The organism is Parvibaculum sp., assembly GCF_035511255.1.
Lineage (GTDB): Bacteria > Pseudomonadota > Alphaproteobacteria > Parvibaculales > Parvibaculaceae > Parvibaculum.
In genome coordinates this window covers 1-23,741 of the sequence record NZ_DATKFR010000146.1, presented here as the reverse complement: position 1 = coordinate 23,741, position 23,741 = coordinate 1, and the positions used below count along the sequence as shown (strand labels likewise).

Sequence of the window (23,741 nt, the reverse complement as noted above, 5' to 3'; positions counted from 1 at the left end):
TTCCGCACAGCTTCCATTACCGGCTCGTCGGCCTCGACGGGAAACCGGTGGCCCGCCGGCCGGATATCGGCTCATATCGTATCGGTCCAACCACTCTGCCTCAGGCCTTGTCCCGCGAGCGCAGTGCGGCGGCGGCAGGTGCGCAGAAACGACCGTCGACGTCGCTCGATCTTCTCGTCGATATACGCGAGACAGCCACGACACACGGATTTCACGCACTCGCGGCGCTCGGCCTTGTCGCCGATCGGCTGGGGCCCACGCCGCTGCATGTGCTGAGTACCCGTTCGGGAGACGAACTCTCCGCGCTGGAAGCATTCTCCTTCGATCACGGGGTCGAGGTCGTGGTGCACAGCTTCGAGGAAATCGCCAGGTTGCGCGTCGACGCCTTCTTCACCGTCATGGAGGATGCGAACACGATCGTCGCCGAGCGCGAACTCTTCGACAGGACGCGACGGCCGCTGGTCGGGCTCCTGTTCCAGCCCACCGATAAACCGATCCAATGGGTGGAACTCGTCGACGGTCATGACACGACGGCCATGGCGCGTCGGCTTGCGACGCTGATCGCATCGGAGCAGACGCCGGCGCCCTTCACACACCTTACGCCATAATGCGCATTCTGCTCGTCGGCATGCATAACAGTCCGCATCTGCACCGCTGGGTGCGGATGATCGACGACGGCCGTGCGACGATTCTGCTTTTTCCCGTCCTTCGTACCGAGGTGCCGTTGCCGCCGGAATTCAAGCGGATCCCGCTCGAAGCGGTGACGGCCGATCTCGCGCCGGGCGTCTGGATCGTCGAGCCAGCGGATATCGGGAGCGTGGAAGAAGCCCGGCTCAACGCTGACAGGGACTTTGTGCTCTGTACGCACACCTTCGTTCATACCGATTACATGGCGTCGCCTGCGCGCCTGCTGGCAGTGATAAACGCCTATCGGCCGGATTTGCTACATTCGCTGGAGACGCAGCTTGCCGGGTATCTCTGCCTCGATACCCTGAAACAGCTCGACAGATCGAGACCGCCCTGGATCGCATCCAGCTGGGGCAGCGATCTCCTTCTTTTTCATCGCTTTGAGCGCCATCGCAATGTGCTGCGGCGCTTCTGCACCAGCATCGATTATTTCCTGCCGGATGCCGCGCGCGATCTCACCATAGCTCGTCGTCTCGGTTATGCGGGACCGACGCTGGAGGCGATGCCGGCGACGGGAGGCATCGACGTCGACAGGTTGGCGGCCTTCTCCGAGACGCCGCCCTCCGCGCGAAAAAGCATCATCGTCAAGGGCTACCACAATTGGGCGGGCCGCAGCCTTCTGGCGCTCTCGGCTCTTGTACTTGCGCGGGAACAGCTCCGCGGATTTTCGATCGGCATACTGGTGCCGGGACCTCAACCGGCAACCTGGGCCGCTCGCATGGCCGACGAACTGAACATCGATATAGAGCCGCTGCCCTATCTGCCCCATCCCGACGACGCCATGCGGCGCATGGCCGGCGCCCGTGCCGTCATCGGCATCAGCATCTCGGACGGCATGCCGACCATGACACTGGAAGCGATGACGGTCGGCGCCTTCCCGATCCAGAGCATCTCCTCCTGCGCCGACGAGTGGCTCGTCGATGGCGAAACCGGTCGCCTCGTCCCGCCTGACGATACCCGGGCCATTGCCCATGCCGTCGTCGACGTGCTGACGGATGATCGCCTCGTGGACGAGGCTGCGTCGCGCAATCTCACCGCCATCCGCCGGCGGTGGAACATCGAATCCAATCGCGAGCGGATATGGGATATTTATCGCCGCGTCGCCGCTACGCTGACGATCGGCGCAGTCTGATCATTCGAAATTAATGTTGACCTTGCCAAATCGGATAATGCCGGCAAGAGCCGCGGCCAGCGCCCCCTCCGCCTCGCTTAGCTTTCTCTCCGGGGCTTCGTGAACTTCAATATCGCCGCTTGCCAGAGCGACGGGATCGTCGCCGAGCAGACGATTTATGCGCGAAAGCCCCTCTTCGCCGCGCGCTCGAATGAGCTCCATGGCGTGTGATGAAATCGCGCGCGACGCTGAAGTTTCGGGTGCGGACATCAGCATCGCGTCGGAGGCTACGCGCGCCTGGCTCGCATTGGTGAAGACGGGCGCCATCGCACGCATTAGCAGGGTCTCCACCTCTGTCAGCGAACGGTTGACCCTCATCGGCGCGAATTCGAATTGCGAAACGTCCTCGATACCGAGCGCCCTCGTCAGGAAATGCCGGAAAAGATCGGGTAGCCCGGTTTCATAATTGAGCGCGATAATTTCCTCTTCGTGAAAGACGCCGAGCGCATTTGTCAGGACGCGGTCTTGTCGGCTTGCCGCCTTGCTTTCATGGAGCCAGTCGACGAAGCCAAGCGTGGTGGTCCCGCTTTTGATCTGCTGGCTGTAATCCGACAGCGCATAATCTGCGAGCGATCGGAAATAGGCGATAACCCGCACCCGGCATCCAAGGGCGCGGATGGCGTCGACCGCCTGTCGCGCACTTGACCGGTCATCGAGGATACTCATGGTCTCCGACGAGAAAAGGACATGGCGGCCCGCGTCGAGCGCCGACGAGATCGTCGGCAATATCTGCAACGTCGATATCTGGTCCGAGGGAAAGGAAGCGCCCAGGAACTTCGCGAATGCGACGCCATTGCCGCTGGTGATCGCCCCCTTGCGTGCGGAAGCCAGTGACACATCGTCCGGGTAGACAATATTGTGAGAAAGCAAGGCGCCTTGATTCCGCGCCAGCATCGTCTGAAGATATGACGTGCCGGTCTTCGCCAATCCTATATGCAGGAAGACTGTCGTCTCGGCCCGATCAATCATCCATTTCCCTCTCAATATCTTTCAGACCGGACGGCCTCTGTCCTTTAGTCTCTTCGGGAATGCCAGTATCAAGTTCTCTGGGGATTCGTCGCAATTCAATATCGTGCACGATCGCAGTTTTCTATTCCGGAAGAGCCTCCATTTCTCGAAGACCGGGCGAACTGTGGGCCTAGATAAATAATACTATGCGGGGAATGTTATAGAACCGGCGGCAGTATGAGAGAATGTATGGAAATTGCAGACGGGCATGAGCCCTCGGAAGAGCCCACCCCTCCAAGGATACGCGGCCGGTCTCTGAGGACCGCCATTGTTCTGGCCGGTGGAAAAGGCACCCGATTGCGGCCCTTTACGACGACGATCCCGAAACCTCTCGTCCCTGTCGGCGACAAGCCGATCGTGGAATTGATGATCGAGCGCCTGGTGCGCGCGGGCTTTCAACGGGTCGTGCTCGCCATCAACCATATGGGCGATCTTATCCGCGCCTATTTTGGCGACGGCAGCCGATGGAACATCGAGATATCCTACTCGCTGGAGGAGGAACCGCTGGGGACCATAGGCCCGCTCCGGATCATCTCGGATCTGCCGGAGAATTTTCTGGTGGTGAATGCGGACATTCTGACCGATCTGGATTTCACGTCGCTTCTCGAACGACATTCCGCGTCCGACGCCATATTCACAGTCGCGGCCACCCGGCGCGAGCATACCGTCGAATATGGCGTTCTGTCCGTCGATGAGGGGCACCTGGTCGACTTCCAGGAAAAGCCGGTCGTCGAGCATGTGGTGAGCATGGGCGTGTATGCGGTCTCGCGTCGCGTTCTGCCGCATATTCCGGAAACCGGGGCGTTCGGGTTCGATCAGCTCATGCTGAAGTTGCTGGCGGCTGGCGAAAAAGTGAATATTCAGCAGCATCACGGTTTCTGGCTGGATATCGGGCGGCCCGACGATTACGAAATCGCCAACGACCTGATCGTCCGCGACGGGGACCGTTTCCTGTGACGCAGCGCATTCTTCTGACGGGCGCGCGCGGGTTCCTCGGACACCATGTACAGGAACGACTTCTCGATGCGCGGCAGGATGTGATCGCGCCGCAGCGTCCGGAACTCGACGTGACGAGGGAGCTGGGCGATTTCGGAAAGATCGACACGGTCGTTCATCTGGCGGCGCAGACCTTCGTCCCCCACTCCTGGCAGGAGCCGGCGTTATTCTACCGGGTCAATGCGGCAGGTACGGTGAATGTGCTCGACTACTGCCGGCGCAACGGCGTCTCGCTGGTCTTCGTCAGCGCCTATTGCTATGGCCAGCCGGATACCCTGCCCATCGTCGAGGAGGCCCCCCTGCGCCCCTCCAATCCTTATGCATATTCGAAGATATGTGCCGAGGATGCCTGCCGGTTCTACACACGCGAATTCGGCGTACCGGTGACCGTGCTGCGCCCGTTCAACATCTATGGACCTGGCCAGGACGCGCGCTTTCTCATACCGAGCATCGTGCGGCAGGTGTTGGCGCCGGACTCTCCCGCCATCGAACTTCCGGATACGCGGCCGCGGCGGGACTATGTCCATGTCGCAGACGTCGCACGCGCGGTCGTCGCGGCGACGTTGAAGAGCCATGCGGGAGGTCATACCTACAATGTAGGATCGGGCCGTTCGCACTCGGTGGCCGAGGTCGCGCGGCTGGTCATGGACGCGGCGGGCGTCTCCAGGCCGATCGTCGATCAGGGCAAGGTCCGCGAGAACGAAATCCCCGACACGATCGCCGACATTTCCGCCATCGGCCGCGATCTGGGCTGGCGCCCCGCCATCGAATTCGAACGCGGCCTCGGCGATCTGGTCGTGTCCCTCCGCGCTCAGGCGCGCTGATCCAGATTCCGATCGGAGTCGGCGTGGCGGAACCCGGCCACGACCTTCATGAGCTCCGCCTGGACATGGTCCTTGGTGACAGGCTTTGAAACATCCTCGCAGCAGGCGACGAGTTCCTCGATGACCGCCCCGAGGTCGGCGGGAGCCGCCTCGTAGGGAATTCCCTTCAGCTGCTCGAAGCCGATCTCGACAGCGCTCTCTCCCGCTCCGAGAAATTCCTCGTAAGGCTTCTCGCCGCCCGTATCGAGCGGCGTGACGATAATGGGATAGCGGCCATTGGACAGTTCGACATCGACCGCGCGGATGGCGGCGACCTCGTCGCGATAGAAGGACGGCTTGAGTTTGAAATGCGACAACACGCCCTCTGCAATCTCAAGCAGCGGCCTGAGATTTGTTGCGGGATCGAGCGTCGGAAACACAATGTGATTGGCCGGCGCGGCGCAGGCGCCCAACAAACAGATTTCCCCTGCCTCGCGCAGGCTGACGAAGAAACGCCGCGCACCCTCCGGTGCCGCAAGCGGCTGGCGGCGCGCAAGCCGGAGCAGGAAGGCCTGCGGGAGACTGCCGTTCGAAAATGCTACATTGGCGAACCGCGCGGAGCGCCTCGGCGGCAATTGCGCGGCGCCGTCGAAGAGCACGTGTTCCATCAGCCGCTTGCTCGCCCCCATGAAACTGGAGGGGTTGGCCGCCTTGTCCGTCGAAACGGCAAAGACATCCGCCGCATGGCCATAACGCTCCAGCCAGCGAAGGAACCGCGCGAGCTTCAGTACGTTCGTGTCGAGCATCTGTAACAGAGACGGCACGTCCTTTTCCGATCGGACGTGCTTGTGAGCGGCAAAATGCAGCACGAGGTGGTAAGGCGCCTCCTCGGCCAGATGGCGCTGCGTGGCGAATCCGCCGAAATCGATCGGCAGGAAACGCAGATCCGGCGGCAGAATAATATCGGCCTGCGACCGCAGATCGCGGGTCAGCTCTGCCAATGCGTTCTCGCCTATGTCGATGACATGCAGAGCCGCCGGAAGGTAGGAAAGAAGCTCGCGCAATGTACTCGCGCCGATACTTCCCGCACCGCCGACGACGAGGACGCGCTTTCCGCGAACGAACTCGAATATCCCTTCGCGAAAGACGTCGAGGTCGGCTGAAAAGAGAGACTCCGAACGCTGCGTCGCCACAGACGACAAATCGACATCCGGCAAATTTTCTAGAAGATTCACTATAGCCCTAGCCCATCCGTGAACAGCAAGGTATATACGCCCGACGGCATTGGCTGGCAACCAACCGTGCCCACCCGGCCATTTCTTCCGAACTCCACGCGAGAAGGGGCGATGACGGCACCCAGGCGGCAACTCGGCTTGTTCGGCGGCAAGCATCGCCCTCCTCGATCGTCCGTCAACGACCGTGCGCTCGTCGAGTCCTCCGGTCTCTTTGATGCGGGCTATTATCTCTCGCGCAACGACGGACTGAATGACGCCGAGGCGGATCCGCTCGCACATTATCTTGAGACCGGCGCCATCAGTCGGGCGCGGCCAGGCCCCGGTTTTGATCCGGCGTGGTATCTGGACACCTATCCGGAAATCCGCTCCACCGGCAGCAATCCCCTTGTCTACTATCTTCGGACGGGCCGCCACCGGGGCCATCTGCCGCTCCGCAGCTACGACGCCGCGCTCGTGCGTGCCGTCATCGCCCAGCAGGCCGTCCTCGATCCCGCCCTTGCGCAATCCGGCATGGAAGCGCGCGTAGAGACGCTCCCCGGTCAATCGAGCATGGCACAGGGTCCCTTGCACAGAGCTTGGCTCACGCTGCTGCGGTCGCTGGACTCCTCGCCGGATCGGCTCATCGTTGGCGAGCAAACGGGATATGATGCTGCTCGCCTGCATCAGGCCGTCGGCCCCCTGAACGATCCTCTCTTCCCGTCGAACCTACCATGGCTCTTCCTCGATCTGCGCGCCGGCGGCAATCGCAAACGCGCCGCGGTGCGAGCCGTCGCAAGCAGCGGCCGCGAGATCATGTTGGAGGATGTCGACTCCGGTTCCCGCATAAGGCTGGTCAACATTGTCGTCCGCAGTCTGGAGATCAAGGAAGTCGTCCTGCTCGACGCGCCTCTGCCGCGGCGGATACGGAAGCGATACGGGAAGTTCTGGAGTCACGATACGCAGGTGACCTTCATTCGCGGCCCCTGGGTTCCGCGCGCGGAGATGCTGCTATCCTGGCTGAAACGCATCTGGGCCCGTCGTTAGGCGCGACGGAATTTCGGACGGTCTTTCTGGGCAGGGCACGCAAGGGTGGACATTACAGCCGTCATAAACGGTCATCGGGAGCAGGGCCTGGCGCGGCCGTCCCTCGCCAGCCTGCGCGCGGCCGTTGGCTATGCGCGGTCTCGGGGACTTGAAGTCGAAGTCGTCGCGGCGCTGGATTGTTCGGATGCGCTCACGCGCGACGTCTTTCGCGATGTGGCCTTCGACGTCCCCTATCGCCAACTCGAACTCGATGTCGACGATCTCGGCGAAGCCAGAAACCGCGCGGTCGCGGCAGCCCGGGGGCGTTGGATCGCTCTTCTCGACGCCGACGACCTGTGGAGCGAAAACTGGCTTCATGCCGCCTTCGCGGCGGCGTCGGCAGACGCTCGTCTCGCGGTCTGGCATCCCGAGGTCGCCGTCTATTTCGGAGAGGCCGAGCGTGTCCTCACCCATGTCGATATGGACGATCCCGACTACGACCTCGCGGCGCTGGCGGTGCAGAACCAGTGGACGGCGCTTGGTTTCTGCTCCGCCGATCTCCTGCGCGCCGTTCCCTATCCGACGACGAATCTCAGCATCGGGCGCGGCTATGAGGATTGGGGATGGAACATGGCGGTGATCGCGAAGGGCGCTCGTCACAAGGTCGTGCCCGACACCGGCCATATGATCCGTGTACGTTCGAATTCTCTGGGATCCCGCACCGCCAGAAGCAGAAGCCATCCGGCCATACCGCCGGGAATGTTCCGCACGCTCGTCGGCGCGAAGGATTTCGGCGATCCTCCGCCCCGGAAAGCTGCGCCCTAAGCCGGCTGACGGCGCAGACGCATCAGCATCGGCAAGCGCCGGGTCGCCCCCTTCAACGCCTTCTGCAGGCGCAGATCGATCAGCCCCATCGCGATTGCCGGCGGCAAGGCGCTGACGAACATCAGCGCCGCGACCTGCCAATAGGAAAGTTTCAATCCGTACATGGTCAGCAGGACGACAATGGCGTTGAGCGGTACGAGATGGATCAGATAAATGCCGTAGGAGAGATCTCCGAGCCGCGCCAGCAACGATCCGATACGTCCCTCCGCGGACCAGGCAAGAGCCGCCCGGACGAAGCAGAACATGGAAAAGGCCCACACCGGCGCCAGAAGCACGCCGATATAGGGTCCGATCAGCGTGTTCACGCCGGGAACGCGATAAATATGAAGAATGCCGTAGAACGCCGCGAGGCCGACCGCCGCATAAATCTTGCCGCTCTTCGGCGGAGGCAGAAGTCCGGCGACGATCCCCGCGAGGAAATAGAGCGACAGCTTGTTGAAAAACAGCAATCCGCCGATCGGAAATTGATGATCCGTGTTGGTGACCGATCCGGACAGGGCGAAACTGGCCAGAAGTCCGATCATGGCGGGATATATTGCGCGCTTCCCGAACGGTACGATCAGCAGCAACATGAAGGCATAGAAGGTGAGCTCGAAATACAGCGTCCAGTACGGCACATTGGCCCATGGCCGCTCGCCCATCGGCAACAACAAAAAGAGCTGCCACGTGGTGCCGTGCGTGCCGGCGAGATAATACGTCACCACCGTCGCGATGATGAGCACGATCCAGAACGTAGGATAGATGCGGCGGACGCGGTCGATGACGAATTTCAGCGGTGGATCCGAAACTTTCGTCGCCATGAGATAGGCCGACAGCGCAAAGAAGATATAGACCCCCAATCCACCGAACTGGAAACTGTACAGAATGTCTGTCGGGCCGGGCGTTGCGGCATCGGCAAAAGCAAATACGTGCTGGATATAGACAAGCGAAGCGGCGATCCCGCGAAGCGCTTGCAGGCCCGCCAGTTTGGGTTCCGACGTAGATGATGCCAGCATTGAGGAGCACCTTTTTTCTTTTGATGCCCGCTCTGGCACATGATTTGATTTACCAGATTCTCCGTCTGGCAAGTACGTTGATGAACCCCTTGCCGTCATCGACGGTCTCGTGAGCCGCTTGGCTCCGCTCCGCTGCGCTTGGTGGATCATTCGGGAACCGGCGGCGCGAAACTGCCCGCCAGCACCTCGTTTGCATTTCTTTTAGGCAATATCATTTTTTACCGATCGGCGCGCTCACGCCATTTCTTCTCTGAGGCCGGCCCGTCGCAAAGGCTGCCTGCCGGACATATTCCGCCGCTGTCCGGGCCTTCGCCGCCCGCGCAAGCCGGCTTTGATCCGCCAATGTTCGCCTCATTTCGTCCGCCGGCTCCTGCAAGGGGCCTCAAAGTTTTCTGGCATTGCTCTTGCCTGTGGAGACCGAAGGACCAATGCTGGCGAGGTGACAGGCTTCGGATAGACGCCGATCCGACGATATTTCGGAGCAGACTTGGGGAAATTGAGTATGCCGGAGTTCAAAATAGCGGAAGATCCGCCTGCCCATGACGGGCATGACGCAAGCCTTCCGCCCCGCAACGCGATTCCTCCCTTCGCCGCGTTGAGAGCCTTCGACGCCGTCGCGCGGCTCGGCGGTGTCCGCAAGGCGGCCGAAATGCTCAGCCTCGACCATGCCGTCGTCAGCCGCCATCTCCGCGCCATCGAGGCCTGGACCGGCACGACGCTGATCGAGCGGACGCGCACCGGGGTTCTGCTGACCGAGGACGGCCTGCGCTATCACAAGCGGATCGCCGTCGCGATCGACACCATCGCCAGCGCGACCATCGACCTCATGAAACGCAGCGACAACAATCGGCTGCACACATGGGCCATGCCCGGCTTTGCCTTTCACTGGCTGATGGGCCGCCTTTCCGTCTTCGAGGCCTCCAATCCCGGTCTCGACATCGAATTGCGGCCGACGGATATGTGCCCCGATTTCGCCAGGCACGAGGCCGATGTCGACATTCGTTTTGCCAATGCCTACGGCCCTCCCCTGAGCCTGCCCCCCGGCGTGCGGTCGGTCGAAATCGCCCGCATGCCCACCGTCCCGCTCGCGAGCCCGGATTATGTCGCGCGCAGCCCTGACATCGAGCGTCCCGAGGATCTGCTTGGCCATGCGCTTCTTCACGAAGAAAGCTATGACGGCTGGAGCGCCTGGCTTTCCGACCACGGCGTGACCAACCAGGAAGCGTTGTCGGGTCCGCGGCTCTGGCACGGGCATCTGACGCTGGACGCCGCCCGGCGCGGTCGCGGCATCGCCCTCGGCAATCATCTGATCGCCGCCGACGACATCGCCGCCGGCCGCCTCGTCGAAGTCGGCGCCGGCCTCTTCGAACACATCCCGCTCGGCGCCTATCTTTTCGTCGCCCGCGCCGACCGCTGGAACGCACCGCAGATCGCGCGCTTCCGGCACTGGCTCCTGGCCGCCGTCGCGGCGGAAGTCCCGACGGCTCTCGCCACCAAATGCCTGGTGACGGCAGGGCACCGCTAGGATCGCGGTTGGCATCTTCCTCCGACGGGGGCTTCCTGAGAGGTTTCGGCTTCTCTTGAACATGCCGGGGATATCATGAGCGCCAATGCCGACCTTCAGATGCGCCGCGTCGCCGCCGTTCCGCGCGGCGTGAGCAATGCGACGCCGGCCTTCGCCGCCCGTGCCGAGAACGCCGAAATCTGGGACGCCGAAGGCCGCCGCTACGTCGATTTCGCGGCCGGCATCGCGGTGCTCAATGTCGGCCATCGTCATCCGAAGGTGATTGAAGCGGCAAAGCGTCAGCTCGACGCCTTCACGCATACCGCCTTCCAGGTCATGGCCTACGAGCCCTATATCGCGCTCGCCGAGCGTCTGAATGCGCTCGCGCCCTTCTCCGCGCCCGCCCAGACGATCTTCTTCACGACCGGCGGCGAAGCCGTCGAGAACGCGGTCAAGATCGCGCGCCGCGTCACCGGCCGCTCCGCCGTCATCGCCTTCACCGGCGCCTTCCATGGCCGCTCGCTGATGGCGACCGCGCTCACCGGAAAAACCGCGCCCTACAAGACGGGCTACGGCCCCCTGCCGGCGGAAGTCTTCCACCTGCCCTTCCCCGGCGCCGCCTCCGGCGTGTCCGTCGCCGAAAGCTTGCGGGCGCTTGAGTTCCTCTTCATGGCGGATGTGGAGCCCGCCCGCGTGGCCGCGATCATCATCGAGCCGGTGCAGGGCGAAGGCGGCTTCCACGTCGCACCCACCGAACTCCTCGTCGCGCTGCGCGCCATTTGCGATCGTCACGGTATCCTCCTCATCGCCGATGAAGTTCAGACCGGTTTCGCCCGGACAGGCAAACTCTTTGCCATCGAGCACTCCGGCGTCGAGCCGGACATCCTGGCCGTGGCCAAGGCCCTCGGCGGCGGCTTCCCGCTTTCGGGCGTCATCGCCAGACGGGACATTCTCGACGCCATCGATCCCGGCGGCCTCGGCGGAACCTATGGCGGCTCCCCCGTCTCCTGCGCGGCGGCACTCGCCGTGCTCGACATCATCGAGGAAGAAAAGCTCTGCGCCCGCGCGTCCGCCGTCGGCGAAAAGCTGAGCGCCCGCATTGCCTCCTTCTCCGGTCGCAACGATCTTCTGCCGGTCTCTGCGCCGCGCGGCCTCGGCGCGATGGTTGCCTTCGACATCTTCTCGGCGCGTGGCGAAGATACGCCCGACGGCGCCATGGCGAAGACCGTCACGAACCGCGCCTTCGAACGCGGCCTCGTTCTGCTCACCTGCGGCACCTTCGGCAACACGCTGCGCATTCTGGTGCCGCTCACCGCTTCCGACGAGATCGTCGACGAAGGTCTCGATCTCCTCGAGGCGGCGCTCACCGTCGAGGAGGCCTCCGCATGAACAGGCATGTTCGCGTCGAAACCGGCATCAAGTCGCTCGCCCGCCCGAACCTCTTTCGGGAATCCGCCTATGTCGGCGGCGTCTGGACCAACGCGCCGGAAACGCTGCCGGTCTATGATCCGGCGAGCGGCGAAAAGATCGGCACGATCCCGTCGCTCTCGAAACGCGTCGTCGAGCACGCGGTCGGCGCCGCGCATCAGGCCTTTGCCGAATGGCGGGCGCGAACGGCGCGCGAGCGTTCGCAGCTTCTGCGCCGCTGGCACGCTTTGATCGAAGCAAACGCGCAGGATCTCGCGCGCCTCATCACGACCGAACAGGGCAAGCCGCTCGCCGAGGCGGCGGCCGAAGTCCAGTCCACGGCCGCCTATGTCGAATGGTTCGCCGAGGAAGCGCGCCGTGCCTATGGCGACACCATTCCCGCCCACCGGCCCGACAAGCGCATCCTCGTCAACAAGGCCCCGGTCGGCGTCGTCGCCGCCATCACGCCGTGGAACTTCCCCTCCTCCATGATCGCGCGCAAGGTCGCGCCGGCTCTCGCCGCCGGCTGCACCGTGGTCCTGAAGCCCTCCGAATTGACGCCCTTCTCGGCAATCGCGCTGGCGGTGCTCGCGGAAGAAGCGGGGCTTCCGCCGGGCGTCTTCAGCGTCGTGACCGGAGAGCCCCGGACGATCGGCGACGTGCTGATCGAAGATGCGCGCGTCCGTAAGTTCACCTTCACCGGCTCCACCGTCGTCGGCAAGCAGCTTGCCGCGCGCGCCATGAACACGGTCAAGCGTGTCTCTCTCGAACTTGGCGGCAACGCCCCCTTCATCGTCTTCGAGGACGCCGATGTCGACGCGGCGGTCGAAGGCGCCATGCTGTCGAAGTTCCGCAATTCCGGCCAGACCTGCATCTGCGCCAACCGCTTCCTGATCCATGACGCCGTCTACGACGCCTTCGCGCAGAAGCTCGCCGAACGCGCAAAGGCGCTCGCCGTCGGCAACGGCGCCGATCCTCTGACCCAGCAAGGCCCGCTGATCTGCAAATCGGCCATCAAGAAGGTCGCCCGTCATGTCGACGACGCGCTGAGCAAGGGCGCGCGCCTTCTCACGGGCGGCAAGCCGCATGACAATGGCCGGCACTTCGAACCGACGGTTCTGGCCGACGTGTCGCCGGCCTCGCTTCTTTGCCACGAGGAAACCTTCGGCCCGCTCGCGGCCCTCATCCGCTTCAACGACGAACAGCGCGCCGTCGCGCTCGCCAACGACAATGCCGCGGGGCTCGCCGCCTATCTCTTCACCCGTAACCTCGCCCGTGCCCATCGTGTCAGCGATGCGCTCGAATACGGCATGGTCGGCATCAACACCGGCCTGCTGACCACCGAGGTCGCGCCCTTCGGCGGCGTCAAGGAATCCGGACTGGGTCGCGAAGGCTCTCACTACGGGCTCGACGATTATCTCGACGTCAGGATGGTCTGCATCGACGTTCCGGCACTTTAAACAAGAAGAAAACCGAAAAAGGGGAACGCGCCATGGTTCGACACATGGAGCCGTCGCTCTACGCGCCGCAGGCCTATCGCGCCACGGATCCCGCCGCGATCGTGCGGCGCTACCCCTTTGCCTTGCTCGTCAACCAGTCGCCGGGCGGCCTTAGCGCAACGTCGATCCCGATCTATTTCGAGACCGACGAGAGCGAGCGGACGATGGTCGGCCATCTGGCGCGCAACAATCCGCACGCGGCCGCCCTTCACGACGGCATGAGCGTGCTGGCGGTCTTCTCGGGTCCGCATGCCTACATCTCCTCGCGCTGGTATCGGGACAAGCCCCAGGTTCCCACCTGGAACTACGTCGCCGCCCAGGTGCGCGGCACAGTTGAGCCGATCGACGACCAGGAAGGCCAGCTCGCCGTTCTCCGGCGGACGGTGACGTTCATGGAGCGGGACCATGAAAACCCATGGTCCATGGAGCAGGCCCCCGACGGCCGCGTCGCGCAACTGCTGCCCATGATCCGCTCCTTCAGACTGACCGTCGAGCGGATCGACGGCGTCACCAAGCTCAACCAGACGCATCCCGCCGCCGACAGGCTCAACGTGATCGAGCATTTGCTCGAGAGCGGCGACGGCAACGACGCCGAAATCGCCCGCCTGATGGCCGCCCTCGGACTGGACTGAGGCGAAGACCCCAAGCTTCCCGCGCGAACCTTTCGTCTTTACCTCCCCCTGGGGAGGTCGAAAAATCCTCTTGGATTTTTCGGGTGGGGTCCTTTTCTCCACTCCTCCGGGCGGGCCTCCCGCGCGCACCAGATCTTGTCCTCCCGGTGAACCTGCGTCCCGCAAGCCAGCCTCGCATCCCGGGAATCGAAAAGGCCCGAGCTTCCCGCTCGGGCCTTTCGACGCACTTCTGGACATAACCGGATAGATGGGAAGGAGCGTCACGCTCGTCAAGGGACGAAATATCCTCCGCTGACGAATTTTCCGGCGCAAAACTTATCCCCGCCTCCCGGTTCAGCCCGGACCCGGGGTGGTCGCGCGGGCTTTCGCCCGCGCAGCCGTCCTCAGTAGCGATAGGCGAGCGTGATGCCGCCAGTCCGCGGACGGAACGTCCGGTTGGTATAGATCGGCGAGCTATAGAAGAAGTGATAGCGCGCAAGCCCCGGATTGGCATCCGTGATGTTGTCGACGAAGAGCGACACATCGAGCCCGGACGAGAGCGTGACACCTGCCCGCGCGTTCAGCATGTGGGTCGGCGGAGCCGGCGTGAGTTCCGGATCGTAGGAATAGACATGCGGATCGTCGGACTGACCTTTCGCGGTATAGGTATAGTCGAACCGCGCGTATCCGTTGTTCTCGTCCCAGACCGCGAAGTCGTACTGCCCCGACACGCCGAGGGTGAGCTTCGGCATGTTGCTGACCGCCGAACCTTCCTGAACCAGAACCACACCGCTATTGCCGGTGATCGTCTCGTCATAGGTCGCGTCCGTGTAACCCATCGTGAGACCGAGCGTCACGCCGTCGACCACCCGTCCCGACAGGCTGAGCTCGACACCCTTGCTGGTGACGGATCCCATGTTGCCGATGAAGACCGAGCTGCAGGTCGGCAGGAAGACCGAACTCTGGATGTCCTTCCACTTGATCAGGAAGACGTTCGCATCGACTTGAAGACGGCGATTGAAGAGATTGTTCTTCGATCCGGCTTCGTAGGACCAGGTGCTGTCCGATTTATACGTATCGGGCGAGGAGCTGTACCCCATCGCCGCGAGATCGGCGCCGCAGATCGAGGTCGGAACCGGTGTCTGCGCACCGCCGGCTCGGAAGCCCTTGGACGCGGACGCATAGAGCAGGTTGTTCGGATCGTACTGGTAGGAAACGCCGAACTTGGGCGTCACGGGCGTTTCCGAGGACTCGCCCGCCGTCTCCGCACGGCCGCCGGCCCACCAGCCGTCGATCACCTGGCTGTGCTTGTTCTTGAGTTTGGCGACGCGAACGCCCGCGGTCAGCGTGAGTTCGTCGGTGACGTTGAGGTCGAGCTGTCCGAAGCCGGCGATCTGCGTCGATTTGCTTTCCGCGCGGCTGTCATAGACCAACCCGCCCGGCAGATAGGCGGATCCGAGATCGGCGAACGTCAGACCGTAATTGTCGTAGAGCACCTGCTCGTAATAATAATCCTGGTTCCGTTGTGTCGAGACCTGGTCCTCGTGGCTGTAGAAAGCGCCGACGACCCATTTCAGGCGGCTGGCATTGTTGTCCGACTGCAGCCGGACTTCCTGCGTGAAATTGTTCTGCTTTTCGCCGAAGAAGCCCGAGGCGATCTGGCCCGGGATCGTCGGATAGGGGCTTCCAGGCGTCAGAAGCTCCTGATCGAAGAACGTATAATCGCGCGTCTGGTTGGCATCGCGATCGAAATAGGAAGTCGTCGAGATCAGCGACGACCAGCCGAAATCATAGGTGATGTTCAGGGACGGCAGCACGTATTTGTCGTCGACCGGCTGCGCCTGCACATAACCGTTATGGAACTGGCCGTCACCCGGCCGCGAAAGGCTTTCCCAGTATCCGCTCGTGTCGTCGATCTTCTCCTTCTGATAATAGATCGACGGCGTGACGAGGAGATCCGGCGTCAGCGCGAAGGACACAGCGCCCTTGAAGGCATGCGTGCCCGACGAATTCGAATCCGACTCGACCGTCGAATTGTCCGCGTAATTCACGCGGTCGACCCAGCCGCCGTCCTTGCGGCCCCAGGCGCTGACGCGAAAACCGATCTTGTCCTGCAGGATCGGACCGCCGACGGCGACACCCGCCTCGTAGCTCGGGTCGCCGCCCTCGGTGAAGGCAAGCTCCGAACGGCCATAGACCGAATAATCCGTGAGACTCGGCTGCGGCGTGATGAAACGAACCGCGCCGCCCTCGGCACCCGCGCCGAACAGCGTGCCCTGCGGGCCGCGCAGCACCTCGACGCGCTCGAGGTCGAAAATCTTCGGATAGGTGTTGGCTGAACCGTAGCCGATCGAGCGCAGCTGAATCGGCACGTCGTCGATATAGATGCCCGTCGTCCCGGTGCCGACGGTCGAGGAAACGCCGCGGATCGAGATGTTGGTGTTCGAGCCGGAGAAATAGCTCTGCTGGCTGAAGTTGAGGCCCGGCGTCAGACGCGCGATATCGTCGATATTCTTGATGCCCTGCGCGTCCATTTTCTCCTGGTCGAAGGCCATCACGCTGATGGGAACCTTGCTGAGCGCCTGGTTGCGGCGGGTCGCGGTGACGATCATCTCCGACACGTCGTCTTTGTCGGCTGCGGCCACCGGCGCGGCGGCCTCCGTGGTTTGGGCGTCGGTCTGGCCGGCGGCCGGTTCGGCCCGGGCGATCGCGATGCCGGGCAGAGGCGTGAGCATCGTGGCGAGAAGAAGCGCCGTCTTGAGCCTCGATCGGTGCAGTTTCATTCTGTCCCCCATTTGACAGCTGATTTCTCTCTGCCGATTTCCAGAAAGCCCCGAGAAATCGAGAGTGAACGGAATGTGATGATCCCAAGAATAAAAGATGAAAACAGATGCCAAATCTGAAGACCTCGGTGACCTGAATGCACCGGCCCCGACTTTCGGAAAAGCGCGAACGCCGGCAGGCGCTGTCCCGGGGGTGACAACGCCTGCCGGTTCCCTGCTTCTCGCCGACTAGATGGCGCGAAGCACCGGTTCCGCCTCGTCGAGGGAACGGCGGATGATGCCGAAGAGCTCGTCGAGCTCCGCCGGCCTGATGATCAGCGGCGGACACATCACCACCGTATCGCGGATCGCCCGCACCATGAGCCCGTTCTTGATGCAGAGATCGCGCAAGATCGGTCCCGCCTTGCCCTCGGCGCCGCCGAAACGCTCATTCGTCCCCTTGCGGGACACGATCTCGATCGCGCCGATCAGCCCGAGCGACCGCACCTCTCCGACCAGCGGATGATCGGCGATCTCCGCAAGGTGCCGCGCGAGGAGCGGTCCGGTTTCCGTCGCCGTGCGCTCGACCAGTCCCTCGCGCTCGATGATGTCGATGTTTTCGAGCGCCACGGCAGCGGCCGTCGGATGTCCCGAATAGGTATAGCCGTGGATGAAGGCGCCGCCCGCGTCGCGCAGGGTCTCGACGATGTGGTGCGCCACACCCACCGCGGAGATCGGCAGATAGCCGGACGAGATGCCCTTGGCCATCGAGACGATGTCGGGCTTGATGCCGAAATGCTGAAATCCGAACCAGGTCCCAAGCCTGCCGAAGCCGCAGATGACTTCATCGCAGACGAGAAGAACGCCATACTTGCGGCAGATCGCTTCGATCTTGGTCCAGTAGCTCCTGGGCGGGATGATGACCCCGCCCGCGCCCTGCACCGGTTCGCCGACGAAAGCCGCGACCTTCTCCGGCCCCACCGCGAGGATACGCTGCTCCAGCGCATCCGCCGCGCGACCAGCGAAGGCCTCGGGATCTTCGCCGAACCCCTCGTTGAAGGAATAGGGCTGCATCACATGCTCGATGCCGGGCACGAGCGGTCCGCCCTGCGCCCGCATCGCGGTCATCCCGCCAAGGCTGACGCCGGCGATCGTCGAACCGTGATAGGCGTTTTCACGCGCGATGATGATGTTGCGTCCGGGCTCGCCCTTCACTTCCCAGTAATGGCGCACGAGCCGGATGACGGTGTCGTTCGCCTCCGATCCGGAATTGTTGAAGAAGACGTGCTCGAGATCGCCGCCGAGAAGCTGCGCGACCTTCGCCGCCAGCATGACGGTCGGCGGCATCGCCGTCTTGAAGAAGGTGTTGTAGTAGGGAAGCTCGATCATCTGCCGATGCGCGGCGTCCGCGAGTTCCTTGCGCCCGTATCCGACCTGCACGCACCAGAGGCCGGCCATGCCGTCGAGTATGGCCTGCCCTTCCGCGTCCCGAATGTAGCATCCCTCCCCGCTCGCGATGATCCGGCTTCCGCCTATGTCGCGCATCACGCGATAATCCTGTTGCCCGGGCAGATGGTGGGCTACATCCAGTCGGCGCAGTTCGGCAAGGTCGTAGTTTCTACGTGTCATTTTTTTCCTGAGACTTGAGGACGACTTGGTTCATCGCGTCGACGACGCGATCAGCCCGCGGCGCGCTCCTCCTCGCGGCGCAGCTGGAGAACACTGACGAGCGGCTTGTAGGCAACGACGATGACGATGGCGGCCGAGGCCACGATCGCACCGTGCAGGCTCCAGAAAAGCGACGTCGGAATTTCCTGATAGAAGCGCCCGAGCCAACCGCTGGCGACGGAGCCCGCGAAGATGGAGACATAGTAGATGCCGACCATCATCGCGTTGACCGACGGCGGCGCCGCCCGCGAGAAGAGCGCGAGCGAGACAGGCGCGACATAGAGATAGCCGGACGCGCAGATGAAATGGAACGCGACGGCCCAGAGAAGCGGCACCTTGGCGCCCGTCGTCACGAACTCGGCCAACCCCAGACAGAAGCATGCGCAGCCGAAGATCGCGCAACCGAGCGCGATCTTCACGAGATCGCCCGGCTCCGCGCCGCGCCGCGCCTGCGCCCGCCAGAACCACAGCATGAGCGGCGCCAGAGCAAGCACGGCGAAGGAGTCGAGCGACTGGAACCATGTCACCGGCACGGTGAGGCCGAGGAAACTCCGGTCGAGACGGTCCTGCACCCAGAGCACATAAGTGTTCCAGACCTGCGCCTGCGCGGTCCAGAAGAGGATCGAGATCGCGAGAACGACGAGCAGGCCGGCGATGGCACGCTTGTCGCTCGCGCTGAGCCGTGTCGGTGCCGCATGCTTGTCCACGACCGGATCGGCGGGGAGATGGTTTCGCCCCGCGATATAGATGACCAGTCCGATCAGCATGCCGATGCCGGCGGCACCGAAGCCGTAATGCCAACCATAGAGTTCGCCGAGCGTGCCGCAGATGAGCGGCGCCACGGCCGCGCCGACATTGATCGCCAGGTAGTAGACCGAATAGGCGGAATCGCGCCGGCGATCCTCGCGCGCATAAAGATCGCCGACCTGCGCAGCGATATTGCCCTTGAGAAAGCCGCAGCCGATGATGAGCGTGAGAAGGGCAAAGAGAAACGCGCCCTCGATCGCCATCAGGAAATGACCGAAGGCCATCAAACCCGCGCCCAGCATCACGGCGCGCCGCCGCCCCAGCCATCGGTCGCCGGCAAGCCCGCCGAACACCGGCATCAGATAGATGAACCCACCATAGAGCCCGAATATCTGTGTGGCGAGCGCATGCGTCGTCAGCGGGCCGAATACGGATTCGAGAACAGCGCGGAAAGCGGCAAATCCGCTGACCGTCTCGACGACGCCTGGATGCAGGAGATGGTTCGCCATGTAGAGAACCAGCAGGCCCTGCATCCCGTAGAACGAAAACCGCTCCCACGCCTCGGTGAAGACGATATAGACGAGTCCGATCGGATGCCCGAAAAGCGTCCGCTCCGTTCGCATGGGAAGCGCGGGCGAATACGCCACCGTCATCGGAGCGCCTCCACCGCGGCGTTGAAGAAATCGACGTCGGGGATCGCTTCCGAGAATTTCGGTTTCGACCGCGCGCTCCACACGCAGACGACGACCTTCTCCTTCGGATTGATGTAGATGTATTGGCCGAATATCCCGCCGGCGCGAAAAGCGCCGTCTTCAAAGCTGCCCGTGGACGACGGTTGCGGCCACCACATGAAGCCGTAATCGACCTGCTTGCCGCCGACCATGCGGGGAGCACCCGCCTCCGCGACCCAGCCTTCGGGCAAAACGCGTTCGCCGTCGATGACGCCGTCATTCATCATGAAGAGACCAAAACGGGCATAGTCCCGCAGCGTCGCGCACATGCCGCTGCCAGCGACCTCGAGCCCGCCCGGCGCCTCGAGCCACCAGGCCGCGTCGGATTCCATGCCGAGACGCGACCAGATTTTCTCGGAGAGATAGTCCGAGAGATATCGCCCCGTCGCCGCATGCACCAGCGCGCCGACGATATGCGTTTCGCCGGTGCTATAGTTCCAGACCGTGCCGGGCTCCGCCGCGCGCGGACGCGACGCCATCAGGTCGAGGATCGCGCCGGGCTTCTGCTCAATCTGCAGTTCGAGCATGCGGCGCCGGTCCGACGCCCTGTCCTCGTAACCTTCGTACCACTCCACGCCCGACGTCATCTGCAGGAGCGCGCGCACGCTCACGCCTTCGTATCCGCCGCCCTTCAGCTCCGGCACATAGCGATCGAGCGGATCTTCCAAACCGCCGATATAGCCGTCCTTGATGGCGGCGCCGACAAGCGTCGTGGCGAAAGACTTCGCCATCGACATCGACATCCACCGCGTCCGCTCGGTGTTGCCGGCCTCATATCTCTCGAAGGCGATTTCTCCGTCCTTCATTATCAAAAGACCGGTCAGGCGATTGCGCGAATAGTAATCATAGAGATCGCAGGTCTTGCCGCCGGAGACGAAGGAGAGATCGCGAAGCGGCGTCGCCCGTCGCGGAAGCGGCCGAACCGCCCCGGCCCGTGCGATGGTGCGCGTCGAGAACAGGCGATCTATGTTGCGAAACGTCCTGATCTGCTCGTCGGGGAAAAGTTTTCCATCATAGACGCTGCGGATCGACGCGACGGGCTCGTCCGCGAGGTTCTCCGCGTCATGTGAGTCCGGCTTCGGCATCACTTCGCCTGCCGCAGGCCGGTCTGCACCCAATGGCCGGGATTCACCAGAAGCCGGTCGGGCCCGTCGAATTTCAGGACCAGCGGATAACGCCCGGGAACCACGAATTCGTTTTCGGACACCGGAAGAAGCTCGACTGGCTTGTCCTTCCCGATCGTATAGGCGGGACGCTTTCCGTTGGCGACGGCAAAGAGCTTGCCGCCTTTCGATGTCACGCGCAGGCCGACGAAAGGACTGAAGACGTAATCGCCCGCATAGCCGCGCAGAAGACTGGCGTCGATCGAAGCATTCGCGAGCGGAGCCGGCGCTACCGGCTGTTCCGGCACCGACGAAAGGATCGCGTCCCACATCACTTCCGCGCCGACGACGCCGAGCCCGACCGGCGGCAGTCCCTCTTCAGCATTCTTCGGCTCGAACTCCGCCGTCGAAACGGCATAGAGAACGTCGCCGTCGAACTGCGTCGCGAAAGGCTGAAGCGCACGCGCCATGGAAGTGTGAACCTGAACCGCGAGACGCTGCAACTCCGCGGGGTCGAGCTTCTGGTTGGTCACGATGAGGCTGATCGTCGTGTTCTTCGGAGACGGCTTTTCTTCGGATGGTCCTGTCCAACCGGCCTTGGCGCTGTCGGGATAGCCGTTCATCAGATCGGCAATGTGCAAATCCTTCGGCCAGCTCTTGTCGCCGTAGCAGGCCGCGAGAGAGCCGTCGCGCTTCGTCACCGCGCCGAGCGCGTTGACGACGACAAAGGCCGCGATCTTGACCTCGCCGATCTGGCGGAACGCGGCCCCCTGCCCCGAATAGGCGTTGCAGCCGAAGAAGCTGCCGGTCTTCGCGAAACGCCCGGCGCCTTGCGCGCCGAGCGGAAAGACGCCCGGCCGGGCGGCACGGAAGGCGGCCTGTGCGAGGCGCTTGTCGGGATAGATTTCATTGAGGCGGCGGGGACCGAAATCGAAAATGATCGAGCCGACCGACATCGCGATATTGGGCGTGTCGCTGAAGGCGTCGCCGTCGCGAATGCCGTCATCCTTGAGCGCGGAGGCGACGGCCGTCGCGCCTTCGAGCCCATACCAGGAGCCGCCGGCGAAGACGATCGCGTCGAGTTCGGGATAGTTGTAGCCCAACCGCATATAGTCGCTGTTGACCGTGCCGGGCCCGCCGCCGCGCACGTCGATGGCGCTGTAGACCTTGCGGGCGAAGCTGACGACGGTGACGCCGGTCGGGCCTTCCTCATATTCGCCTGTCCCGACACGCAGCATCGGCCAGTCGAACTGCAAGGTCTTTCCCCCCGCATTCAAAACCGGCTGGAGATTTTCCTGGCCGCCCGCCCATGCGGCCGGCGCAAGCATCGTTCCGAGGCTGACGACGACAGCGACCAAGGAAAGCCGGTGCCGGGTGCTTCGCCCCCGGCAACCGAAACTCTCACTCAAACGCAACGATACTCTGCGGCCCTTTTGCATACGGCGGTCCCCATTTCGAACGAGACTATCGGCAACCGCCAAGGCGGCAGGCTTGCAGTGTGCTGTTTTTTCAGGCGGTCAGGGAAGATGACTAACGCGCCGTCGCTGGTGCTCGATAGGCAACACCTCCATCCCGGTGCCAACACGGTCGCCACGACGAGCTTATCGCGAATTCTCCATATGCTTATCGTCCATAAAGGTGCCACAATTCCCGATCACCTTAATTGACACACACGATCAGAATTCAGGCTACGGGGATATAAATTGCGGTGTGCAGTCGGCGATCGGAAGGGTGTTGGCCTTCTCGGACTGCTGTCCCTCGCTCTCGTCATGGCAGCGTGTACGCCGAGCTATTCCCCCGACACTTATGCCAGCAACGTCGTTCAGCAAGCCAACAAGGTCGAGCCGGGGGTCGTAGTCGGCGTTCGCACGATCTCGATCAGTGCCGATGCAACCGTAGGCACGGCAACCGGCGCGGCAGCCGGTGGAATTGCCGGATCGCAGACCGGCGCCGGCGCCGTCGGTGCCTTGGGCGCACTGGGCGGCTCGGTGGCAGGCGGCTTGATCGGCAATGTCGTCGGCCACGGCACCCAGGATACATCCGGCTTCGAGTATATCGTTCGGAAGAAGAACGGCGACATGGTGTCGGTTACCCAGAAGGACGCCACGCCTCTGAAGGTCGGCCAGAGCGTGCTGATTATCGAAGGGCCGCAGGCCCGCATCGTGACCGATTATACGGTATCCGTTGAATCGGATTCTCGCTCCACGCCGGCCTCCCCGCCCCACAAGGCGCCCGCGCCCGAGCCGGTGAAGACGGCGGTCGAAACGCCCGCCGCTCCCGTCGAAACCGAGAAGCCCTCATCCGCCCCCACCGGCGCAGACGCCGGAACGGCGGCCACTGCAGGCGATTCCAGCGTCCAGACGGAAACGCCGGCGACAAGTTCTTCGGCATCGACAAGTTCTTCGACATCGACGGGTTCTGCGACATCGACGACGGCCCAGCCGGAGAGCGCCTCCACGACCTCTGCGCCGGCAACTGCCCCGGCCGCAGCTGCCGCGAGTACATCTACCGAGACAAAGACCTCAAGCGAGTCCGCACCCGCCTCCACCATGGCTTCCGCCACGCCACAAACCGGCGAGCAGTCGGCCTCGTCTTCCGCGGCTGCTACGGCGCCGGCGACGACATCCGCCGGCAGCTCCAGCGAAGAAGCAAAGTCGTCGACATCCACTCAGGGCACCACGGAGCAGTCGAATACGACTGCGGCCGCCTCATCCAGCACCCAACCCTGATTCCCCGCGCCCCGTATGCTGGGACCGCGACGACAGGTCACCTCTCACACCGACATGTCAAGCGAGACGCGACATCGGAGACCCCGGCGCGACTTTTGTTCATGGCCCGTTATCGGATCGTCGCCACAACCACCGCTTAACCTCACATTAACCAATTAATAACTTAATAAGGAAGGTTCTTTCCGCGCAAAGCATGGG

General features: G+C 63.1%; 19 protein-coding genes. 10 read left to right on the top strand and 9 right to left on the bottom strand.

The features are described 5' to 3' along the window. The coding region (locus tag VMR03_RS05220) for a hypothetical protein (RefSeq protein ID WP_325402958.1) at positions 1-608 on the top strand (608 nt) is incomplete at its 5' end. After that, a complete protein-coding gene (locus tag VMR03_RS05215; protein ID WP_325402956.1) occupies positions 608-1,819 on the top strand; it encodes a glycosyltransferase in 1,212 nt (403 codons plus the stop codon). The genes VMR03_RS05220 and VMR03_RS05215, both read left to right, overlap by 1 nt. Here the strand turns inward: VMR03_RS05215 and VMR03_RS05210 are convergent, their stop codons facing one another. Next, positions 1,820-2,827 (bottom strand): hypothetical protein, encoded by a 1,008-nt coding sequence (locus VMR03_RS05210; protein ID WP_325402954.1) that lies wholly within the window; start codon positions 2,825-2,827, stop codon positions 1,820-1,822. It lies immediately after the preceding gene. 234 nt (positions 2,828-3,061) lie between these two features. On the opposite strand from VMR03_RS05210, the gene VMR03_RS05205 reads away from it, so the two are divergent. After that, positions 3,062-3,823 (top strand): nucleotidyltransferase family protein, encoded by a 762-nt coding sequence (locus VMR03_RS05205; protein ID WP_325402962.1) that lies wholly within the window; start codon positions 3,062-3,064, stop codon positions 3,821-3,823. After that, positions 3,820-4,686: an NAD-dependent epimerase/dehydratase family protein gene (locus tag VMR03_RS05200; RefSeq protein ID WP_325402952.1), complete on the top strand. Its 867-nt coding sequence runs from the start codon at positions 3,820-3,822 to the stop codon at positions 4,684-4,686. Before VMR03_RS05205 ends, VMR03_RS05200 begins: the two co-directional genes overlap by 4 nt. On the opposite strand, the gene VMR03_RS05195 is transcribed toward VMR03_RS05200, so the two are convergent. Then, positions 4,674-5,858 (bottom strand): polysaccharide biosynthesis protein, encoded by a 1,185-nt coding sequence (locus tag VMR03_RS05195; RefSeq protein WP_325402960.1) that lies wholly within the window; start codon positions 5,856-5,858, stop codon positions 4,674-4,676. The genes VMR03_RS05200 and VMR03_RS05195 overlap by 13 nt on opposite strands. 153 nt (positions 5,859-6,011) lie before the next feature. On the opposite strand from VMR03_RS05195, the gene VMR03_RS05190 reads away from it, so the two are divergent. Both VMR03_RS05190 and VMR03_RS05185 read left to right on the top strand, forming a co-directional pair. Next, positions 6,012-6,923: a hypothetical protein gene (locus tag VMR03_RS05190; protein ID WP_325402950.1), complete on the top strand. Its 912-nt coding sequence runs from the start codon at positions 6,012-6,014 to the stop codon at positions 6,921-6,923. Between the two features lie 45 nt (positions 6,924-6,968). Next, positions 6,969-7,727 carry a glycosyltransferase gene (locus VMR03_RS05185; RefSeq protein WP_325402948.1) on the top strand — a complete coding sequence of 253 codons (759 nt, stop codon included), beginning with the start codon at positions 6,969-6,971 and terminating at the stop codon, positions 7,725-7,727. Here the strand turns inward: VMR03_RS05185 and VMR03_RS05180 are convergent. Beyond that, a complete protein-coding gene (locus VMR03_RS05180) occupies positions 7,724-8,782 on the bottom strand; it encodes an acyltransferase (RefSeq protein WP_325402946.1) in 1,059 nt (352 codons plus the stop codon). The two genes, VMR03_RS05185 and VMR03_RS05180, sit on opposite strands and share 4 nt — an antisense overlap. Positions 8,783-9,284: 502 nt before the next feature. Here VMR03_RS05180 and VMR03_RS05175 point away from each other — a divergent pair. The 4 genes from VMR03_RS05175 (at position 9,285) to VMR03_RS05160 (ending at position 13,824) form a co-directional block, all read left to right on the top strand. Then, a complete protein-coding gene (locus VMR03_RS05175; protein ID WP_325402944.1) occupies positions 9,285-10,307 on the top strand; it encodes a LysR substrate-binding domain-containing protein in 1,023 nt (340 codons plus the stop codon). A gap of 75 nt (positions 10,308-10,382) precedes the next feature. After that, positions 10,383-11,675, top strand: coding sequence for a 4-aminobutyrate--2-oxoglutarate transaminase (gene gabT, locus VMR03_RS05170; protein WP_325402942.1), 1,293 nt, complete (start codon positions 10,383-10,385; stop codon positions 11,673-11,675). Beyond that, positions 11,672-13,153: an NAD-dependent succinate-semialdehyde dehydrogenase gene (locus tag VMR03_RS05165; RefSeq protein ID WP_325402940.1), complete on the top strand. Its 1,482-nt coding sequence runs from the start codon at positions 11,672-11,674 to the stop codon at positions 13,151-13,153. Before gabT ends, VMR03_RS05165 begins: the two co-directional genes overlap by 4 nt. A 32-nt stretch (positions 13,154-13,185) precedes the next feature. Next, positions 13,186-13,824 carry an FMN-binding negative transcriptional regulator gene (locus tag VMR03_RS05160; protein WP_325402938.1) on the top strand — a complete coding sequence of 213 codons (639 nt, stop codon included), beginning with the start codon at positions 13,186-13,188 and terminating at the stop codon, positions 13,822-13,824. Between the two features lie 383 nt (positions 13,825-14,207). Here the strand turns inward: VMR03_RS05160 and VMR03_RS05155 are convergent, their stop codons facing one another. The 6 genes from VMR03_RS05155 to VMR03_RS05130 form a co-directional block, all read right to left on the bottom strand. Continuing rightward, entirely contained in the window at positions 14,208-16,586 is a 2,379-nt protein-coding gene (locus tag VMR03_RS05155; protein WP_325402936.1) for a TonB-dependent receptor, read from the bottom strand. Positions 16,587-16,814: 228 nt separating this feature from the next. Next, on the bottom strand, positions 16,815-18,194 hold the full coding sequence (locus tag VMR03_RS05150; protein WP_325402934.1) for an aminotransferase: 1,380 nt from the start codon (positions 18,192-18,194) through the stop codon (positions 16,815-16,817). Between the two features lie 50 nt (positions 18,195-18,244). After that, on the bottom strand, positions 18,245-19,633 hold the full coding sequence (locus tag VMR03_RS05145; RefSeq protein ID WP_325402932.1) for a peptide MFS transporter: 1,389 nt from the start codon (positions 19,631-19,633) through the stop codon (positions 18,245-18,247). Next, entirely contained in the window at positions 19,630-20,796 is a 1,167-nt protein-coding gene (locus tag VMR03_RS05140) for a serine hydrolase (RefSeq protein ID WP_325402930.1), read from the bottom strand. The genes VMR03_RS05145 and VMR03_RS05140 overlap by 4 nt, the downstream gene beginning before the upstream one ends. Further along, positions 20,796-22,070: a P1 family peptidase gene (locus VMR03_RS05135; protein WP_325402928.1), complete on the bottom strand. Its 1,275-nt coding sequence runs from the start codon at positions 22,068-22,070 to the stop codon at positions 20,796-20,798. The genes VMR03_RS05140 and VMR03_RS05135 overlap by 1 nt, the downstream gene beginning before the upstream one ends. A 914-nt stretch (positions 22,071-22,984) precedes the next feature. Then, positions 22,985-23,482 (bottom strand): hypothetical protein, encoded by a 498-nt coding sequence (locus tag VMR03_RS05130; RefSeq protein ID WP_325402926.1) that lies wholly within the window; start codon positions 23,480-23,482, stop codon positions 22,985-22,987. Positions 23,483-23,741 lie beyond the last annotated feature (259 nt).

What these genes read in the sequence shown, in the direction of transcription:
- VMR03_RS05215 (WP_325402956.1), top strand. Translation starts at nt 608, where the DNA reads ATGCGCATTCTGCTCGTCGGCATGCATAACAGTCCGCATCTGCACCGC.
- VMR03_RS05210 (WP_325402954.1), bottom strand. Translation starts at nt 2,827, where the DNA reads ATGATTGATCGGGCCGAGACGACAGTCTTCCTGCATATAGGATTGGCG.
- VMR03_RS05190 (WP_325402950.1), top strand. Translation starts at nt 6,012, where the DNA reads ATGACGGCACCCAGGCGGCAACTCGGCTTGTTCGGCGGCAAGCATCGC.
- VMR03_RS05180 (WP_325402946.1), bottom strand. Translation starts at nt 8,782, where the DNA reads ATGCTGGCATCATCTACGTCGGAACCCAAACTGGCGGGCCTGCAAGCG.
- VMR03_RS05175 (WP_325402944.1), top strand. Translation starts at nt 9,285, where the DNA reads ATGCCGGAGTTCAAAATAGCGGAAGATCCGCCTGCCCATGACGGGCAT.
- gabT (WP_325402942.1), top strand. Translation starts at nt 10,383, where the DNA reads ATGAGCGCCAATGCCGACCTTCAGATGCGCCGCGTCGCCGCCGTTCCG.
- VMR03_RS05165 (WP_325402940.1), top strand. Translation starts at nt 11,672, where the DNA reads ATGAACAGGCATGTTCGCGTCGAAACCGGCATCAAGTCGCTCGCCCGC.
- VMR03_RS05160 (WP_325402938.1), top strand. Translation starts at nt 13,186, where the DNA reads ATGGTTCGACACATGGAGCCGTCGCTCTACGCGCCGCAGGCCTATCGC.
- VMR03_RS05155 (WP_325402936.1), bottom strand. Translation starts at nt 16,586, where the DNA reads ATGAAACTGCACCGATCGAGGCTCAAGACGGCGCTTCTTCTCGCCACG.
- VMR03_RS05150 (WP_325402934.1), bottom strand. Translation starts at nt 18,194, where the DNA reads ATGACACGTAGAAACTACGACCTTGCCGAACTGCGCCGACTGGATGTA.
- VMR03_RS05145 (WP_325402932.1), bottom strand. Translation starts at nt 19,633, where the DNA reads ATGACGGTGGCGTATTCGCCCGCGCTTCCCATGCGAACGGAGCGGACG.
- VMR03_RS05140 (WP_325402930.1), bottom strand. Translation starts at nt 20,796, where the DNA reads ATGCCGAAGCCGGACTCACATGACGCGGAGAACCTCGCGGACGAGCCC.